The organism is Kocuria sediminis (assembly GCF_009735315.1).
GTDB classification, from domain to species: Bacteria; Actinomycetota; Actinomycetes; order Actinomycetales; family Micrococcaceae; genus Kocuria; species Kocuria turfanensis.
The window spans coordinates 39,163-56,578 of sequence record NZ_WOGU01000009.1; the positions used below are offsets into that span (position 1 = coordinate 39,163).

At 68.2% G+C, this 17,416-nt stretch carries 16 protein-coding genes and 1 pseudogene; 7 read left to right on the forward strand and 10 right to left on the reverse strand.

What is annotated here, in order from left to right; genetic code table 11:
- Positions 1-322: 322 nt before the first annotated feature.
- A complete protein-coding gene (locus tag GMA12_RS18940) occupies positions 323-688 on the reverse strand; it encodes a helix-turn-helix transcriptional regulator (protein WP_240898800.1) in 366 nt (121 codons plus the stop codon).
- 173 nt (positions 689-861) lie between these two features.
- A complete protein-coding gene (locus GMA12_RS11525; protein ID WP_156269658.1) occupies positions 862-1,698 on the reverse strand; it encodes an aldo/keto reductase in 837 nt (278 codons plus the stop codon).
- A gap of 154 nt (positions 1,699-1,852) precedes the next feature.
- On the opposite strand from GMA12_RS11525, the gene GMA12_RS11530 reads away from it, so the two are divergent.
- Both GMA12_RS11530 and GMA12_RS11535 read left to right on the forward strand, forming a co-directional pair.
- The gene (locus tag GMA12_RS11530) at positions 1,853-2,527 is read left to right on the forward strand and encodes an SDR family NAD(P)-dependent oxidoreductase (protein ID WP_156269659.1); all 675 of its coding nucleotides are present in this window, start codon (positions 1,853-1,855) and stop codon (positions 2,525-2,527) included.
- 24 nt (positions 2,528-2,551) lie between these two features.
- A complete protein-coding gene (locus GMA12_RS11535; protein ID WP_156269660.1) occupies positions 2,552-3,448 on the forward strand; it encodes a LysR family transcriptional regulator in 897 nt (298 codons plus the stop codon).
- A gap of 606 nt (positions 3,449-4,054) precedes the next feature.
- On the opposite strand, the gene GMA12_RS11540 is transcribed toward GMA12_RS11535, so the two are convergent.
- From GMA12_RS11540 to GMA12_RS11555, 4 genes are all read right to left on the reverse strand, one after another.
- On the reverse strand, positions 4,055-4,255 hold the full coding sequence (locus tag GMA12_RS11540) for an ASCH domain-containing protein (protein WP_240898801.1): 201 nt from the start codon (positions 4,253-4,255) through the stop codon (positions 4,055-4,057).
- Positions 4,256-4,463: 208 nt separating this feature from the next.
- Entirely contained in the window at positions 4,464-5,084 is a 621-nt protein-coding gene (locus tag GMA12_RS11545; RefSeq protein WP_156269662.1) for a DinB family protein, read from the reverse strand.
- A 294-nt stretch (positions 5,085-5,378) separates the two neighbouring features.
- Positions 5,379-6,338 (reverse strand): cation diffusion facilitator family transporter, encoded by a 960-nt coding sequence (locus GMA12_RS11550; RefSeq protein ID WP_370831351.1) that lies wholly within the window; start codon positions 6,336-6,338, stop codon positions 5,379-5,381.
- Positions 6,339-6,651: 313 nt separating this feature from the next.
- A complete protein-coding gene (locus GMA12_RS11555; protein WP_240898802.1) occupies positions 6,652-7,185 on the reverse strand; it encodes a dihydrofolate reductase family protein in 534 nt (177 codons plus the stop codon).
- Between the two features lie 709 nt (positions 7,186-7,894).
- Between GMA12_RS11555 and GMA12_RS11560 the strand changes: the two are divergent.
- Positions 7,895-8,354 (forward strand): annotated as a pseudogene (locus GMA12_RS11560) (transposase); the annotation flags it as partial.
- Here the strand turns inward: GMA12_RS11560 and GMA12_RS11565 are convergent.
- The 3 genes from GMA12_RS11565 to GMA12_RS11575 form a co-directional block, all read right to left on the reverse strand.
- Positions 8,338-9,063 carry a DUF6994 family protein gene (locus GMA12_RS11565; protein ID WP_156269664.1) on the reverse strand — a complete coding sequence of 242 codons (726 nt, stop codon included), beginning with the start codon at positions 9,061-9,063 and terminating at the stop codon, positions 8,338-8,340. The pseudogene GMA12_RS11560 and the gene GMA12_RS11565 sit on opposite strands and share 17 nt — an antisense overlap.
- Before the next feature lie 920 nt (positions 9,064-9,983).
- Complete coding sequence (locus tag GMA12_RS11570; protein WP_156269665.1) at positions 9,984-11,351, reverse strand: phenylacetate--CoA ligase family protein; 1,368 nt, start codon at positions 11,349-11,351, stop codon at positions 9,984-9,986.
- A gap of 1,035 nt (positions 11,352-12,386) precedes the next feature.
- The gene (locus GMA12_RS11575) at positions 12,387-13,031 is read right to left on the reverse strand and encodes an NAD(P)-dependent oxidoreductase (protein ID WP_156269666.1); all 645 of its coding nucleotides are present in this window, start codon (positions 13,029-13,031) and stop codon (positions 12,387-12,389) included.
- Between the two features lie 136 nt (positions 13,032-13,167).
- Here GMA12_RS11575 and GMA12_RS11580 point away from each other — a divergent pair, with 136 nt between their 5' ends.
- On the forward strand, positions 13,168-13,551 hold the full coding sequence (locus GMA12_RS11580; protein ID WP_156269667.1) for a winged helix-turn-helix transcriptional regulator: 384 nt from the start codon (positions 13,168-13,170) through the stop codon (positions 13,549-13,551).
- Positions 13,552-14,052: 501 nt separating this feature from the next.
- Here GMA12_RS11580 and GMA12_RS11585 read toward each other — a convergent pair.
- Complete coding sequence (locus GMA12_RS11585; RefSeq protein ID WP_156269668.1) at positions 14,053-15,189, reverse strand: lycopene cyclase family protein; 1,137 nt, start codon at positions 15,187-15,189, stop codon at positions 14,053-14,055.
- A 703-nt stretch (positions 15,190-15,892) separates the two neighbouring features.
- On the opposite strand from GMA12_RS11585, the gene GMA12_RS11590 reads away from it, so the two are divergent.
- The 3 genes from GMA12_RS11590 (at position 15,893) to GMA12_RS11600 (ending at position 17,262) form a co-directional block, all read left to right on the forward strand.
- Positions 15,893-16,339 (forward strand): hypothetical protein, encoded by a 447-nt coding sequence (locus GMA12_RS11590; protein ID WP_162459766.1) that lies wholly within the window; start codon positions 15,893-15,895, stop codon positions 16,337-16,339.
- Positions 16,340-16,431: 92 nt separating this feature from the next.
- Positions 16,432-16,845 (forward strand): hypothetical protein, encoded by a 414-nt coding sequence (locus tag GMA12_RS11595; RefSeq protein ID WP_156269670.1) that lies wholly within the window; start codon positions 16,432-16,434, stop codon positions 16,843-16,845.
- A gap of 66 nt (positions 16,846-16,911) precedes the next feature.
- Positions 16,912-17,262: a helix-turn-helix domain-containing protein gene (locus GMA12_RS11600; protein ID WP_156269671.1), complete on the forward strand. Its 351-nt coding sequence runs from the start codon at positions 16,912-16,914 to the stop codon at positions 17,260-17,262.
- The last annotated feature ends 154 nt before the right edge of the window (positions 17,263-17,416 follow it).

Consider the following 17,416-nt stretch of genomic DNA (forward strand, 5'->3'; position numbering starts at 1 on the left):
TAACGGTCGCGAGGTTGGGCAGTTTTCATGAGTGAACCATTCCCTCGAAACTCCCGGCGAAGGCGACAGAAAGCACGGCTAACGCCCGCTTCCAGGCCATCACCCGCCGCGCTCTGCCGCCGCCGGTGAGGCCCGGGAACCGAGTGACCTGCCACAGGCGCTCCAGCACGGGCATCTGATGGGCTGCCGCCTTCTTCGGCCACTGGCAGAGTGACCCGTGCTCCCTGCCCCCATGTCTCGCCACGTGGTCCCGCCGGCCGGATGCCGCAGTGCTCAGCGGTTCAGCGTGGCGCTGGGGGCCACGCCGTAGGCGGCCCGGTGGTCAGCTGCGCAGCGCCCCTGGTGGGCGAAGCCCCACCGAGCGGCGACGACGGCCACGGTCGCACCAGCGGAACGGTCGGCCTCCACCAAGCTCGGCGTGGGCGGCGGTCAGCCGCAGGCTGCGCAAACGGCCCATGGGGGTCGCCTCGAAGTGCCGGGCGGAGGCCGCCTGCAGTCCCCGCGGGCTCATCCGCGCCGCGGCCGCCGGTTCGGCCAGGGTCATCGGCGCGCCCACCTGGGTCCCACCGGTGAAGCGCAGCTGGAACTCCTCCCGGCCCAGCAGGCTCCGCGCGTGGGCCTGGACCGCGGCGAAGTCCAAGGACAGACTCAGCAGCCCCAGCTCGTCCCAGCGCCCCGGTCGGAGCACCCTGCAGCCGGGCCTGCTCCAGATGCAGCCCCTCCACCCCGCGCACCGCCTGGGCCATCCGGAACGGGGTGGTGCGGTCGATCCCGATCCGCCGGACAGGGTATTTCCCCGCCGGCGTCACGGGTTCGCTCGTGGGCGGCTCCGAACCGCTGGGCGCGGCGCGGGCGCGCCGGTTACGCGGGGACGTAGTCGAACGTGTCGGGGTCCGGGCCCGTACGGTGGTCCTTGTTCAGCGCCGTGATCGCCTGGACGTCAGCGTCGGTCAGGTCGAAGTCGAAGAGCTGGAAGTTCTCCTCGACACGCGCGCGAGTGACGGACTTGGGGAACACGATGTCGTTGCGCTGGATGTGCCAGCGCAGCGTGACCTGCGCGGTCGTCCTGCCGAGGCGCTCGGCGATCGCGGCGATCGCCGAGTCGTCGAGAACCGCTCCCTGAGCGATGGGCGACCAGGCCTCGGTCGCGATGCCCTGCTGCGCGTTGTAGCTGCGCACCGTCTCGTTGGTCAGGTACGGGTGCACCTCGATCTGGTTCACGGCGGGCTTGACGCCGGTCTCGGCGATGATGCGCTGAAGGTGGGGCACCTGGAAGTTCGAGACGCCGATCGCGCGGGTCAGGCCGGCGTCGCGGATCTCGATCATGGCCTTCCACGTCTCGAGGTAGTCGACGTCGATCGTGGGCAGCGGCCAGTGGATGAGGAACAGGTCCATCGGGCCGCCGAGCCGCTCGACGCTCTTCTCGGCCTCGCGCAGCGCGTCGTCACGACGGTGGAAGCCGTTGTTGAGCTTGCTCGTGACGAACACCTCGTCGCGGCTCAGGTCCGAGGCTTTGAGCGCGTCGCCGACGCCCTGCTCGTTGCCGTACATCTGGGCCGTGTCCACGTGGCGGTATCCGACTTCGAGGGCCATCGTCACGGCCGCCTCGGTCGTCTCCGGCGGAACCTGGTACACGCCGAAGCCCAGCTGCGGGATGCTGACACCATCGGCGATCCGGATCTCAGGAACGGAAGTCATAGAGGTTCTCCTTCTCCATCTGCGGTCGGCCCCGGGAACCCGCAGCCACGAACCACAACCGCCCTCAGCCGGCGGCGTATTTCACTGATTCCATAGAAGATCACTATTGAACGGCGGACCGTTGGCGAGGTGCATCCGACCTAGCATGTTCGCCATGACAACTTTCGCGATCATCGGAGCAGGACGAAACCTCGGCGAGGCACTCGCTCGACGCTTCGGCAGGGAGGGCTACAGCCTGGCCCTCATCGCCCGGAACCAGGACCGGGTCGATCAGCTGGCCTCCGAGCTGGTCGCGGACGGCTTCACCGCGAAGGGCTACGCGGCGAACGTGCGCGACACCGACAGCCTCGTCACGGCCCTCGACCAGGCGACACAGGATCTCGGCCTCATCGAGGTCCTGTCGTACAACCCGCTGCCGCAGAAGGAATTCCTGCGACCGCTCCTGGAGTCGACGGTCGGGGACATCAGGGCCGCCGTCGAGTTCTCGATCTACGGCCCCGTCGCCGCCGTGCACCAGGTGCTGCAGGGCATGCGCGTGCTGAGGAAGGGCTCTCTCCTCTTCGTCAACGGCGGAAGTGCGGTGCAGCCGGTGCAGCACTTCGCCGGCACCTCGATCGGGTTCGCCGGTGAGACGGCGTACGTGGAGATGCTGGACCAGGCGCTGAAGGACGAGCCGATCTACGTCGGCCAGCTCATCATCCCCGGGGCGATCGTTCCGGGCGACGAGCAGAAGGATCCGCAGGTGCTCGCGGAGAAGCTGTGGCAGATGCACGCCCAGCGCAGCCAGCTGCGGGTGTTCGCCACCGAGCTGGAGACTCAGCCGTACTGATCCAACCCGACTAACGTGGCGCGTATGGATGTTCGTCAGCTGGAGTTCTTCGTCGCCGTCGCCGAGCAAGGCAGTTTCACGCGCGCGGCCGAGCGCTCGTTCGTCTCACAGCCCGGGCTGTCGGCGTCGATCCGCTCGCTCGAGCGCGAGCTCGGGACTCAGCTGTTCACGCGCGGCCGCCACGGCGCGTCCCTGACGAGTCCGGGCGCGGCGTTCCGGCCGCGGGCCGAGCGGATCCTCGAGCAGGTGCGCGACGCCCAGCGCGCCGTTCTCGGCGACGAGCCGGAGCATGCTGAACTGCGCATCGGCGCCGAGCAGTGCCTCGGTGGCGCCGTCGACATCGTCGACCTCCTGACGACGTTCGCCAGCGAGCACCCCACAGCCGACCTCGAATTCGTCCAGGACGTGAGCTCACGCCTCGCGCCGATGCTCGACGACGGGCGCCTCGACGTCGCTCTCGTCGCCGCACCGGCGGGATCCGCTCCCATGAACGACAGCTTGCTGCTGCGTCGGGAGCCGTTCGTCGCACTCTCACACATTGAAGTGCCGTACACGTCACTGGCAGATCTGCAGGATGTCCGCACCGTCGACTTCGGTGACACCTGGGAGGCCAGGCGCGTACTCGACGCAGCGCTGGCCACCGCCGGTGTGACACGTCGCACGGTCGTCGAGGCCAACGACGTGCACATGCTCGTTGACCTCGTCACACGCGGCTTCGGGATCGCGATGGTGCCCGAGTCGATCGCCGCGAAGCAAGCAGCCCAGCACCTCGTGCACACGCCGCTCTCCGACGCGCCGGAGTGGGAGGTGCACCTTGCCATTCGCGCCGACCCGTCGCCATCCGCGAAAGCGTTCGCGAGCATGTTCGTTCCGCAGACGGAGATCGTCTGCTTCCGTGGAGATCTCGCTGTGCGGCTGTAGTCACCGCTGAACCCGGCCGTTCTGTGCCGCACGGCAGGTGGTCGTCGAGGCAGCGCGTGTGGCGGTGCGCGAGACGCTCCATGGGCGCTGCCGCGACCGCTCCGACAGGATCGAGGCGACGGAGATACGTGTCCCCATCCGGTGGCGGAGACCACGGGTGCCAGGTGGTTCTGTCTGATGTCTGCTGGTTGATTCACGCCACGATCCGAAGCCCACAACGCGCGGCGGCCTCCGTGTTGCCGATCTCGCCGGCACGGGTGCTCACTCCCCTCGCCCGCGCCGCATCGTCAGCCGTAGCGCGTGCCCATCCACAACATCACCCCCACCGTTCGGTGTTGTCACCACCGCAACGACCCAGGGAACCCCTACTGCAGCGTCGTTTCCGTGGGCGGCGTCCGGTAGCCGGCCATATGTAAACCAAGCGGCCTGGTGCTGATCGTGCGCTGGAGTGGTGCGGGCGGCGCACCACGAGTTCAGCCGATGGGGGGTCACTCCACCGGATCCTGGAGGAGTCGGAGGCGTTCTAACACCACGACGGTGTCGTCGCCCACAATGCGCCTCTGGACCTCGACGCCCGCTTCCGGCGGCGCGGCCGTCCAGAACTCCTCATGGGGCCTCCCGCCACTGGTCCACGGTGCGGTGCCCCCCACCCTCGGCCAGCACGTACTCCCAGGTCACCTCGGCCAACCGCACCGTGGCCACGCTTGTGATCTCCAGGGCGGCGACCACCCGCCCGGACGCGGCGATGAGTGCCTGGCGCTGGCCGGGGCGCGGCAGGGGCTGACTTTCGACCTGGTAGTCGTCCAACAGGCAGGATGTGCCCCTCTTCGCACCGGACAGGATCAGCCGCACGAGGCGGTCACACAGGGGCCCAGGGGTCGCAACCTCGGCCACCGGCATCGATGCACCCAGGGACGTAGCATCCCCTCCCACGGGCCCCACCACCGGTGTCGTGCCCTACGCCCCGCCTCGGCCGCACCAGTGGCAGACCACCCCGTCAAGCCGAGAACGAGCCTTATGCCGAGCTGTCTCCTACATTTCGCTCGGGCCCTGACCCCGCCGCGTCCTGAGCGGCCTGTTCCAACCGCTGGCGGTACCGTCCCCACCACTCGGCCGGAACCGGTGGCATGTTCTCGTTGCCGGTACGCAGACCGACGGACCCGTCGATGAGCTCTCGCAGGATGTCCGCGTGCCCGGCATGCCGATGGGTCTCGGCGATCACGTGCACCAGGATGCGGTGCAGTGTCACCTCGCGGCGTCCCTCACCCCACCACGGCACGTAGCCGGCGGCGCCCAGGGAGAGATCGTCGATCGTGGCGTCGGCGTGCGCCCAGGCTCGCTGGTAGAGCCCCACGATGTCCTGGCGCGATTGCTCGACCGTGGCCCACAGGTCCGCGTTGGGGTCGGCATCCTCCGCGGACCACGGCAACGGCTCCGCAGAGGGCCGGTCGAAAACCAGACCGAAGTACTCCAGTTCGACGGTGGCCACGTGCTTGACCAAACCCAGTAGGTTCGTCCCCGTCGGGGTCATCGGCCGGCGCACGTCGTACTCGGACAGCCCGTCCAGTTTCCACAGCAGCGCCTGCCGCGCGCTGGTCAAGTACCGTTGCAGGTCCGCCTTCTGCTCCGCTTCCATGGCCCGAGTATGCCGCCCGAGGGCCTCGAAAAGGCGGAGTGCCCCCACTGGTGAGTCGTTACCACAGGCATCAGACCATTCACCAGTCAACGCCTACTGCAGCATCACCTACGGGTGGCGTTGCTGGTGTCTGCTCTGGCCATGATGGCGCGGAGTCTCACGGCAGCGCGGTAGACGATCGTGTGCTTGCCACAGCCGGCGAAGGCATCGCCATGACTCGATATGGCGGCGGCGGCCTTCGAGGACCTTGCGGTTGCGGTGGTCCCCGGGCGGGGCGGCGACTCGGGGCCGGGGTCAGGGTGTCCGATCGCTGGACGTGGTGGTTGAGGAATCGTGCTGGGTCGAAGAAGTGTGGAGTTGCAGGGCGGGTGCCTGGGGCAGGGAAAGGGTCAGGACGGCGTCCTCGATGAGCTCGTGCTCCTCCAGGCGCGCCTCGACGGTGCGCAGCCGAGTGGCGAGATGGTGTTCGGCGTCGTCGCCGGTGAGGTCCACGGCAGCGACGAGGAAGACCTTGCGGGCGCCGACGAACTCGGTGTGCAGGTAGGTGGCCCGCTGGACTTCCGGGTCCGCCAGAATAGCCGCGAGCAGCCGCTCGTGCAGCCACGGGTCGGTGGGCTGACCGGTGAGGAAGTCCTTGTTGCGGACGATGAGGAAGACGGCGACCACGCCCAGCAGCACACCGACCAGGATGGACCCGGCCGCGTCCCAGACAGGGTTGCCGGTGAGCTGGTGGGCGGCCATCGCGGTGGCGGCCACCACGATGCCGATCAGCGCCACCGCGTCCTCCACGAAGACCGCGCGCAGGGTCGGGTCGGAGGTGCGCTGGATGAAGCGCAGCGGGTGCAGCCCCAGTTCACCGGCCAGGCCGCGGGTCTGCCGTAGGGCTTGAGCGAAGGACACCCCTTCCAGGACGAAGGACACCGCGAGCACGATGTAGGCGGGTAGATAGTCGGCCTCGGACTGCTCCGCGCCCAGCTCCTGCACCCCGTGGGTGATGGAGACCACCGAGCCGGCGACGAACAATCCGAAGGCGGCGAACATCGACCACACATAGCCCTCCCGCCCGTAGCCGCGCGGGTGGCTGCGGTCGCGGGGCCGCGCGGAGCGGCGCTCGGCGATCAGGAGGAAGACCTCGTTGCCGGTGTCGGCCCAGGAGTGGGCGGCCTCGGCGACCATCGCGGCTGACCCTGTGATCGCGGCGGTGATGGTCTTGGCGGCGGCGACGAGGAAGTTCGCGCCCAAAGCCACCAGCACGGTGAGCAAACTTCCTCCCGGGGGCCGCTCTTGAGCGGTGGCGCTTTGCTGGTCTGCTGTCATTCTGGTGACTCCTCCTGATCGATGTGACCGCCTACAGCCCAGCATCCTCCCTGCGCAGTTTCTCGTCATGGTTGCCACATCCGATGGAAGGCACCGTCATGGCAGGAGAAAGAACAAGCTGCAGCTTCGGCTGTCCCACTGACTCTCAGGGAACTCTCACTGCATCGCGACTTCAGACGCGGCGATCCAGCGGTGGGGTCGGCGTCTGTCTCGGCCCACCCTGACCTGCCGGTGCGTGGTGGAGGTAGTGCTACAGCGGACCAGGAGTCGTAGGCGATGCGGATGCGTAGCGTTGCAGCGTGACGCCGCTTCGAAAAGCCTTGGAGTCCGTCAAGCGCAACAAGGGAATTTCATGTCCGTCCGGGAACAGTCTCCGCCCGCGCCCCTGGACTGAGTGGTAGACGAAGAGCCGGTACTCATCGACCAAGCGGGCCCTGATGAGCGCATGGGTGAGTGTGATGCTGCCGGTCACCACGATGTCGAGGCCGTCCTGCTGCTGGAGTGCGCGCACGTGTTCGATCGGGTCACTGCTGATGATGGTGGAGTTCTCCCACGCCGGCTCGGTCAGCGTTGAGGACACGACGTACTTGTGGACGCGGTTGAGGTAGTCGGTGATACCGGTGGTGTCGTCGGTCCGTTGGGGCCAGCAGCCTCGGAAATCCTGGAACGTGCGCCGCCCCAGGATCAAGGCGTCGGCGGCAGCGTCCTGCCGGTGGTTCTCTTCCATGAGATCACCCGCCTCGGCGGCGCCGTGACCCAACGGGCCGAACCAGTCGGTGAGCATCTCGATCGCCCTTCCAGCACGATGTTCTGCGTCACAGCGAGGGTCCGCATCGGCTGTTCCTCATGTTGCGTGCACATCGGCTGATGCAACTGTTCCGAACACGGTACTTCCGCTCGAGATGCTGTTGTCACCGGATCGAAGCCGTCCTCCTTCGACACCGCCCTGACCCGGGATGGCAGCGCCAGGACGGAGCGACGAGGTGCCGACAGCCGCTCATCCCGTAAGGACATAGGCCGGACATCGGAGAAAGACCCATCCGTCGGTCGTCACGCCATATACCGGATACTGATCCGCGCGCCCCTGGGTGGAAGATTCGCATCGTCGTTGCGGCGAGTGATGTCCGGTAGCCGGCCAATTGTCAAGCGCAGAACCTTTAGGTGTCCTGTCATCCCGAGAGGGAGATGGGGGAAGGGAAGTCAGCGCGTGAAACGGCGCAGGGGCACCGCAGCTACATCACCAGATACGTGAAGCGGAGCGGGTTCACGGTGCTCGGCTGAGCGTCAGCGTCGCGGCCACGTGATCGACATTATCGCTTCGTTCTGATCCATGTTTTCGACGAGCCGGATGGTGGCTTCCTGAGCCTCGGCAGATCCAGCCAGCGTGTCGACCGCCCGAATGGTCGGCACGATTGTCCGAATAGAAGGTCATTTCAGAAGGGGTTCGGGGTAGCTCTTGAACGCTGACGGAGTCCCCGGCGACCCTGGTGGGCATGATGGGGCATCTCGTTCCAGACTCGCTGTGGAAGCGAGTCGAGCCGTTGTTGCCACCACGCCCACCCCGGCGCTATCAGCACCCCGGGGCGGAGGCCGGCCGATGAGCAGGCCGCGTTGGCCGTAATCGTGTTCGTGCTCAAGACCGGGATCGGCTGGCACCAGCTGCCCCGGGAGCTGCTGGGCGTTTCCGGAGGGTCATGCTGGCGGCGCATGAGGGACTGGACGGAGGCCGGCATGTGGCTGGCAGTGCACGAGATGCTGTTAGGTGAGCTGCGCGCGGCCGGGGCACTGGACCTGGACCGGTGTGCGGTGGACGGCTCGCACGTGCGGGCTCTCAAAGGGGGGGACCACGTCGGGCACAGCCCCGTCGATCGCGGCCGGCCAGGTTACAAGCACCGCCTGAGCGTCGACGCCCACGGCAGCCCACTGCAAGTCAGCCTCACTGACGGCAACCGCCCGTGCACGGTTGAGTGTTGATCCTGGCGTTGCGTGCGTTGATGAAGCGGTTGCTCTTCGCCAAGTACTTCAGATATTCGGCCTCGTCCTTCGGAACAGCCGGGGTGTCGAAGTCCTTGAATTTGTGGAAGAAGTCGATGGTCCCGTCATCGTTCAGCAGGTCTTGCAGGAGGAAAAAGTCGACGTACCCGTTGAAGTCGCAGAACAGGTCGAAGAATTCTTCGTACCTGGCCAGGACGTCTTCGAGGGGACTCGGCTGGTGGCGGCCGTCATAGTAGCGGCGGATGCATTCCAGGGTTAGGTCGAAGCGGTCAGCGATCTTGCTGTTGAATCCGCGGGCGCCGTTGAGGGTCATCTTCCCGTCGACTTTGTTTCCCGGGAACACGATGGAGCTTCCGATCGTGTAGCCGGGCCACGCCGGCAGATATTCGGGCGGAATGTTATTGATAATGTACCGCGCCCGCTTCTTGAGCCTGGTGGTGATGGCGTCACTGGCCATGAAAAAGACACCATTCGAGGACCTGTGCACCAGGTATGCGTCGGGTTCAGGTGTCAGATCGAAACGCCCGATCCCGCAGGGCAGCTCCTTGCTCCACAGCTTTCGGTGGTAGTCCTTCAGAGTCGGGCTGTACTTGTCCGGGTCTTTCCCTTGGGCATCGGAGTTGACGTTAAAGGTCGTGTCAATGCATTTCCGCTTCTCATGGTCCATCAGATTTCCCCTTGCTCGTCTGGCTTCAAGGTCATGATATTGCAGGAGCAGTTCCCATCCGCGTTAACGGGCGCTCGAAAGGGGGTGTCTTCCGGAATAACAGGCATGCCGAAGCAGACGGCACGGACATACCTCGTTCAGTGCCGGACTCGAGGCCTCTCCCACGGCGGAGTCTGTACTCCAGCCTTGGACGTTAGATGCCAGCAGCGGCACGGACTGCAGAAATACGCGCCCCTCGGGCCATCGAGGCCTCGAGCCGCATAATTGCGGGCTATTGCTTGCATGGCTATCACAGCAGTCCGACGGCTGGCGTAATGGATTTTCGAGCATTCCGACACGTCGATTCTCCTCGACTTGCCGTACTCGGCGAGCTCATATCCTGCCCGGTACGCGATTCACGCCTCATAGCGATCGGCCACTAAGGAACGTGAGGGCTCCACTTGCCGATCACCCTAGCAAAATGGGCGCGCCCGTGGTGCTGACCGCGCACCGCATGTGGCTGTGACTGGAAGACGGTGTCTTGAGGACTAGCCGGGTTGCCCGCCCCATTGGCCCCGCGCAGCACCACCGCCTCGCCCGGACGCACCTCGAAGCTGACCCCGGCGGTCACCGGGACCCCGGCATAACCACACACCAACTCACGAACGGACAGGACAGGGACGGAACCCACGGACAACAAGACTCTCAACGGCAGCACGGCCACCCGATTCTTCCCCGCTGCGACCGCCCGCAGATCCCCCGCCGGACGGACATCTGCCACCACCACGACCGATCACCAACCGCTATCGCTCCATCGCGGCCGCCCCGGGCCACAGCGTCGCCACGTTGCCGGCGGGCCGTGGCGGGGCCGGTCGTGGTGGGCTCAGCCCCAGGAGGGAACGGCCGGGCTTACCGCTACGGAAACCGGTGCCGGAGGCGACTCACTGGCCGGTCGATCGCTGCAAGGCCTGCACCAGGGGTGCCTTGCCCAGCCGGGTGCGCTTCAGTTCGGTCACCACGCCCACGTCCACCGGGGTGTCCACCACGCCGGTTGCGGCCAGAGCCCCGGCCACACCGGCCCGGACCGATTCGACGGTGTGCCCCGGGGCCAGTCCGGCGACCCGGACCCGCAGACCGTCGGGGCGCTGGGCCACCTGCCACCCGGCCACCGAGACCTCGTCGAGCACCCGGTGGAAGACATTGGGGTGCACCCGCACCGGACCGCCGGCCCCGGGGCACTCGAGCATGTCCTCCCGCCGGCCCTCGATGGTCTCCAGCCGGGCGAAGGACCGCCCGCACCTGCACCCCCGCGGACCCAGCGCGACCCGGTCGCTCATCTCGTAGCGGATCAGGGGCAGGGTCCGGGAGAACAGCACGGTGACCAACAGGCGCGCCCCCACCGTGCCCGCCGGGACGGGGACCCCGACCTCGTCGACCGGCTCCACGATGACCAGGTCCTCGTAGAGGTGGCGGGTGCGGTAGCGACACGGGGAGGCGATCCCGGCGGTCTCGGTGGCGGCGTAGACGTCGAAGGGGGCGGTGCCCCAGGCCGCCTGGATCGCGGCGGCGGTCTGCGCGGCGAGCACCTCGGAGGCCGAGACCACGGAGGCCGGGGCAATGGCCAGACGCCCCGCCGCTTGTTCAGCGGCCAGTGGGAGCAGGGCCGAGGGGTAGCCCACCAGCAGCCGGGGCCGGAAGGCGTTGAGCTGGGCGACGGCCTGGGGCAGCGGGTCGGTGGCGTCCAGGCGCAGGGTGGGCACCATGCGTGACTGCAGGGAAGCCCCGACCACCGCCGACTGGTGGGTGGGCACCCGGGAGCTGACCACCGCCACCCGCAGGGGGCGGGTGAGCCCGGCCGGCACCTCGGCCCAGTCGTTGGCCCTCGCATAGGAGGCCAGCACGATCGCCCACTCGGCCCGGTTCCACACGAACGTCCCGGGCCGGCCGGTGGTGCCGGCGGTGGCGGCCGTCCACCAGCGGCCCCGCCACGGCGTCCCCGGGTCCGTCCCCGTGCTCTGGAGTTCCCGCAGGTGCGCCTCGACATCGGTGCGCCGCAGCCCCGGGGCGGTGACCGCCTCGTCGAAGTGCTCCATCAGCTGCGCCTTGGTCACCGGCGGTAGCTGCGAGAGCGGGGCGTCGAGCAGCCCGGCGTGGTGGCGGCGGTAGAACGCCGAGCGGGCGTAGGCGACCCTCCGCAACCGAACCAGGCCTCGGGCCTGCTCCAGCGCGATGCGCTGCGCGCCCCACTGGTCACGGCGCCGCCACGAGGCGCGCAGCAGGAGAAGCTCGGAGAGCAACCGGGCGTCCATCTCTCCTCCGATCCGTCAGGGATGGCCTTCCTGACCCTCCGGCGATGCACCGCGGACGGGCGGACCTCACCGGTGCACCCGTTACTGCGATAGTCCCCGGTCGGCCGCTGACCGGCCATATGTAACGCGGGTCGGGACTGCGATTGACGGCGCGGCGCCACGGGACATCCGGTGGCGATCCAGCACGCCATAGAGTTGCGGCCACAGTCCCTCACAGCGTGAACACGCCCCTACCGGGATCGGCATGCTGGTGACCTGCACCGACCGGACTGTGCGCACAGCACCTACGCGATCCTGAGATGTCCGGAAACTACCGCAGCCGTAGCCCGTCCAAGCGGCGGGTACTGCGCCGCCGGAGGGCATGGGTGTGACGGGCTCGACGGATCGGAACGGGAGGGAATCGCCTGCCCCCACCCCTGGCCGATTGCATCGACCAGGGCCCCGCCCGGCACCCACGCCGGGTGGGGCCCCGGTCCGTGCGGGATGCCCGGCCACTTCGGCACAGCGCCCCGCCGGGGCGGCCGCGATGCCGCCTGGGTGCTCAACCGACGAGGACGCCGGACTCCCACGGGGGTCCGGCGCCCTGCAGGGTGCGTCGTTCCCTGCCCGTGTCGCTTCTCAAGCCACGCCCCCAGTATCGCCCCGATCACCAGGCTCGCGCCAGGGCGCCGGCGCGGTGCTGTCGGCGCGGGTAGAGCAGGTCGGAGCAGGGGCACGTGTCCGGGTTCGCGGGAGGCGATGACCCGGTCGGCCGACCTGAGCCCGGACCCGGCCAGGGTGAAGAACAGGGCCACGGCTGCCAGGGCCAGGACGTCCTCGCAGCCGCCGGCGGCGGCGATGAACCTGGCGCCGCCGTGGACGAAGACCGCGGCGCCGGAAGTACTCGGGCTGGGCCCGGAGTGCTGCCAGAGCTCGGCGCACGAAGGCCTGGTTGACGGTGGCGGCCTCCTGTCGAACCCGTGGTGGCCGGCCCGACGGTGGTGCGCAGGCCCCTGCGCCTGGTGGATGGAGGGGCCTCGCGGGCAAGCCTGGCGGTCAGTAGGCGACGGTGAACCGGCGGCGGGAGTGGGCCGGGGTCTCGATCTCGTCGACGACGGCGGTGGCCAGGTCCGCCCCGGAGATGAACGAGTCGCCCTCCTCGTCGGTCAGGAGCACATCGCCGCCAATCCTGAAGTGCCCGGTGGCCTCGCCGGGGGCCCACGCGCCGAAGCCGCCGGCGGGGCTGACATAGAACCAGTCCAGGTCCTCCTCGGTGCCGCGCAGGGTCTCCAGCAGCGCCTCACCGGTCCGGACCTCGGGCAGGATCTCGGCCGGGAAGCCGTCGGTGTCCATCAGCTTCGGCCCGCCCTCGGCGACCAGCAAGGACCCGGCCCCACCGATCACCCCCAGCCGGGTCCCGGCGGCCCGGGCCAGGTCGATGAGCTCATCCACCACACCCTCGAGCTTGCCCTCCAGTTCCCCGCGGGGCGAGAGCGTTTCGACGACCACCTCGGCGTCCGTCACGACCTGGGCCAGGAACGCGTCATCGAACACCGAGCCGGTGACGTAGGTGACCCCCTCGACCGGCTCCGCCGGGGTGGTGCGGCTGTAGGACGTCACCTCGTGGCCCCGCCGGGCCGCCTCGGCCCCGATGTGGGAACCGGCGTATCCGGTGCCACCCAGAACTGCGATGCGTGTCATGTGCTGTCTCTCCTCTGTCAGGGGTCAGGGGTTCCCTCCGGAACCCCTGACAGTTACCCTAAGTAACTGACAAACCCAAGGGAAGTAGGCACTTGTCAGTAAGTGACCCACCCTGGAGTAACTCAGGAGCCCGTTCATGGACCAACACCCGGCTGACCCGTACCAGCGCAACTGCCCCTCCCGGCAGGTGCTGGACCGCATCGGGGACCGCTGGACCGTCCTGGTCGTCGGCGCCCTCACCCAGGGCCCCCTGCGGTTCTCCCAGCTGGCAGCGCGCGTCGACGGGGTGTCGCAGAAGATGCTGACCCAGACCCTGCGGGCCCTGGAACGCGACGGACTCGTGACCCGCACGGTCTACCCCCAAGTCCCCCCACGGGTCGAGTACGAGCTCACCGAGGCCGGAGTCACGCTGCAGGAACCCCTGAAGGCCCTGGAGGAGTGGGCGACGACGCACATGCCGGCGATCCTCACCGCACGGCAGCAGTACGACGCCGTCCCGACTGCCGAGCACACGCCCTGAGCATCCCCGCACGCAAGCACCACCCTGCCGGACACCCTTGCCGCCCGCGGCGTCGGGTCCTCCGGCGTCGGGGCCACAGCGACATCAACTGCAGGAAACGCCCCTCAAGTGATCAGCACCCGCAATCCACCTCACGTGACCCACAGCGCCCTGGAGACGGCAAACATGTTCCGGACCAGCCGACAATGCCCGCAGGGGAACCACATCTGCGACGTCGTCCCGTAGGCAGTGTCCGGTGGCCGTGGCATAGGTGACGTCGCGGAAACGAGCCACCCCGGTCAGGCCTTCGCCTCCGGCGCCCAAGGGTCGAGCAGCGACTGCGCAGCCGCCTCGGTGAGACCTCGCCTGTGCCTGCCTGGTGGGCACGCTGGATCTGATGTCACCTGAGGGTGGGGCAGCCCCGGGAGAGCCTTTCGCGCCCCGTGCCGAATCCCTTGAGAGCTCCCGCGTGCAGAAGGTTGGTTTGCCGGTCCTCCCGGACAAGAGGTTCTGTTGACGGGTTCAGATCCATAGACGTGGCCGCAGGAGCGTGGTGACCGGCATGGAGCTGAACAGTCCCCGTTCCTGCGCGAAAGTGGTGCGCTCGTCGAGGAAGTCGAGGACGAGATCAGCATCGCCCGAGGAGAACGTGGCTCTCATGAATTGCACCGCGTGTGCAGGATCGTGCTTCCACATCTTCAGCACGGGTTTGTCGTACCAGCCGAAGCGTGGGGACGGCCGGGCAGTGTCAGGTGACCCGGTGGATGCCAGCGTGGAGGCGATGTGCTGGGCTTGGTGAAGGACGCGGGTGAAGCCGTACCCTGTGGTGGCCTTCACGGCCCCGGAGGGTGATCCGATGCGCACATGGCGGCCGCGGGTAGGACTGGGGCGGACCCCCAAGGGGATGGAGCCTCGTTCCACGGACACCGAGGCGAACTCGTCCACACCCCACACCTTGCGCAGGTAAGCCGACGTGGCCTGTTCGAACGAGAACTCCGGGCTGGGAACCTGCCACGGAGTGATCCGGGTGACTTCAACGACGGCTTCTCGGGCCGTGATCGGCAGGACGCAGTGGAAATGCACGGGGTCGTGCTCACCGGACCGGAAATCGATGAAGGTGGCAATCGACGGGTCGAAGCAATCGTGCGCGGTTCGCACCCGTCGAACCTCCCCCGACATGAGCAGTGGCGCCTTGATACCGTCCGGGGGCACGGTGCTGTCGAAGCAGTGGGACCCCGTGAAGAGCCGGCCATCGGAGAGGGCCACCTCCACCGAGGCGGCATGGGCCCGCACTCGTGAGACCTGGGCGTCCAGACGGGTGATGTGCGGATTGGCGTCGATGACGTCGTCGAGGCATCGGAAGACGGGCCGTGACGAGGTGAGGCACAAGCGGTGGCGCTTCAGCGGCAGCATCCGCTGGGCAGGCCCGGCGTCAACGGCGAGGCTCGTGAACGTGGCTTCGGGAGTCAGGGGCAGCGGGAGGGCGTTGTCGTGCCAGTAGATCAAGGAACGGTGCGGATATCGATCTGCGGCGTCGTCGATGATGAGGATCCGGGTACCGGCCAGCCCTGGTTCCCGACTCAGGAAATAGGCGAGGCTGCGCCCGGCAAGCCCACCACCGGCGATGATGACGTCGTACTCCTGCGCGGGGTGGGTCATCAGCAAGGAACCCCCTGTCCAGACGCAGGCATCGCTGCGGCCGCTCTCAGAACCGTCAGCGTCCCTGGGTGGAATTGTGCGCACAAGACCAGCGTCGGTGGCAGTAGCACGCCGTGCACCAACAGGGTGAGGAGTACCGACCCGGCCAGTGGATCCTGACCTGAAGGGGACGTTGGACCCCTGCTCCAATGTCCGGAACTACAGCATATGCAGGTGACGTCCGAGTTGGCGTGCTGCCCGAGAGGCGGCCATATGTTAAGTCAATCGGCACCCATGCTCCCTTCCGGCCGCTGTCCGATCGCCTTCTTGAGTCCGGGTCCCACTGCCGCTTCCCATGCCGGCCCTCAAGAAGCCCACATGTACGTCGACCACGGCCGCCATGGCAGGTTCGTATCGATTGCATACCGGTCCAGTGCACGCTCCCGGACGGGTCCCTGGACATCCTCTGGATTCCTGCCCACCACCTCCTCGGGGGCCATAGCGTGAAAAGACATCCCGGTGCCGCGCTCAGCCCCGCCTCGGTTTGCCGAACCTCCGGTCGGAGACACTTGCGCTGCCGGTGCCCCAGCTGCAACGAGGAGTGATACCCATGCCCGACCACGATCACCGGCCCCGCAAGGCCGCCACCGCCGCAGCCGTCGCTGTGGCCGCCCTGGCACTGTCCGGTTGCGGCGGGCCGACCACGCCCCCATCGGGTGCGCCCGTGGAACAGCTACTGGATCCCGACGCGCTGCCCGCCGGGCCCTACGCCGGCCCCTACGACCAGGCCTTCGCCGAAGACCTCGAGCACTACGCCGAGCAGGAGGTGACACTGCGCGCCCAGATGGAAACCGTCGTCAACCCCGTGGCCTTCACCATCACCACCCCCGCAGACACCGGCGAGGAGAGCGGTGAGGGCGAGGCGGTCGCACCGCTGCTGGTGGTGGACTTCGACGACCCCTCCCCCGCCCTGCGCCCCGGTGAGCAGGTCGAGATCACCGGCACCGTCCATGAGGCCTACAACGTCCCGGACACCGAAGAGAACCTCGGGGCCCCACCCGGACCCGACGTGCTGGCCTCCTACGACGGCCAGCCCTTCCTCAACGCCACCTCCGTGCAGACTCCCACCCCGCAGACCGCCATCCCACAGGCCACGACGCCGGCCTCCTGATCCGGCGGCCACCACAACGCCCGGGGCGGCTGGCTCCGCCCACCGACGACGCCACGAAAGATCACGAACGATCACGGAAGGACAGGATCACCATGGTTTCTACGCCCCGCACCCTCACCACCGGTGCCGCGGCTCTGCTGACGGCCGCCGCCATGAGCGGGTGCACCAGTGAGACCGACCTGACCCGAGCCGACCAGTCCCAGATCCCCACCGAGGAGCTCGTCGGGGACGCCATGACCCTGACCAACGAGGTCCAGGAGGTCCTGGCCCACGGCATCATCACCATCGGGGCAGAAGACACCGTCATCATCGCCGACCAGCTCCCTGAGGGCCTGGGCCTCGGCGACGACGTGGAGGTCACCGGCACCGTGGCCCAACGCGACGTCTTCACCATCGACGACCTCGAAGCCCTGCAGCAGGTCACCGATGAGGAGACCGCGCAATACTTGGTGGACCGCGGCGAGGAACTCATCCTCACCGACGCCACCGTCACCCGCACCGACTGACCGCCGGACACCGCCACAGACCAGTCGGCCCTCCTACGGGAACACGGCCCGCGGAGAACGTGGTCGTTGCTGAGAGCACCCCTGAACCAGCCCGATGAGCACACCGGGTTCCTCTACCCGGCCTTATGTGGCGAGACCCACCTGGCCGAACCCATCGGCCTGCCCGAGATCGCCGCGGCGGCCCGGCTGAGCCCGCGGGGCCTGCAGGCGGCCTTCCGCCGCCACCTCGACACCACGCCGACGGGCTACCTGCGCACCGCCCGAATCGACGCCGCCCACACCGACCTGCTCGCCGCCTCAGGCGCGCAGACCGTGGCAGAGGTTGCCGCCCGGTGGGGCTTCGCCCACCCCGGCCGCTTCGCCGCCGCCTACCGCGACCACTACGGGGAGACACCCGCCGAGACCCTGCGCCGCTGACATCACCACCGACGACGAGCACCCCGCAGGCGCCGCCGCACCGTGGGGTTGCGCGGCGGAGCCTGTGCCGCCGCGGACCGGGACCCTGGCCAGCGGTGGGCGCTGCTGGCGGTGGTCGTGGTCCTGGGAACCCACGGGCGCCTGGGGCGCCCTA

Bases quoted from the DNA above. Each gene is read 5' to 3' on its own strand.
- GMA12_RS11525 (WP_156269658.1), bottom strand. From the start codon at position 1,698: ATGACTTCCGTTCCTGAGATCCGGATCGCCGATGGTGTCAGCATCCCG.
- GMA12_RS11530 (WP_156269659.1), top strand. From the start codon at position 1,853: ATGACAACTTTCGCGATCATCGGAGCAGGACGAAACCTCGGCGAGGCA.
- GMA12_RS11535 (WP_156269660.1), top strand. From the start codon at position 2,552: ATGGATGTTCGTCAGCTGGAGTTCTTCGTCGCCGTCGCCGAGCAAGGC.
- GMA12_RS11545 (WP_156269662.1), bottom strand. From the start codon at position 5,084: ATGGAAGCGGAGCAGAAGGCGGACCTGCAACGGTACTTGACCAGCGCG.
- GMA12_RS11555 (WP_240898802.1), bottom strand. From the start codon at position 7,185: ATGCTCACCGACTGGTTCGGCCCGTTGGGTCACGGCGCCGCCGAGGCG.
- GMA12_RS11565 (WP_156269664.1), bottom strand. From the start codon at position 9,063: ATGGACCATGAGAAGCGGAAATGCATTGACACGACCTTTAACGTCAAC.
- GMA12_RS11570 (WP_156269665.1), bottom strand. From the start codon at position 11,351: ATGGACGCCCGGTTGCTCTCCGAGCTTCTCCTGCTGCGCGCCTCGTGG.
- GMA12_RS11575 (WP_156269666.1), bottom strand. From the start codon at position 13,031: ATGACACGCATCGCAGTTCTGGGTGGCACCGGATACGCCGGTTCCCAC.
- GMA12_RS11580 (WP_156269667.1), top strand. From the start codon at position 13,168: ATGGACCAACACCCGGCTGACCCGTACCAGCGCAACTGCCCCTCCCGG.
- GMA12_RS11585 (WP_156269668.1), bottom strand. From the start codon at position 15,189: ATGACCCACCCCGCGCAGGAGTACGACGTCATCATCGCCGGTGGTGGG.
- GMA12_RS11595 (WP_156269670.1), top strand. From the start codon at position 16,432: ATGGTTTCTACGCCCCGCACCCTCACCACCGGTGCCGCGGCTCTGCTG.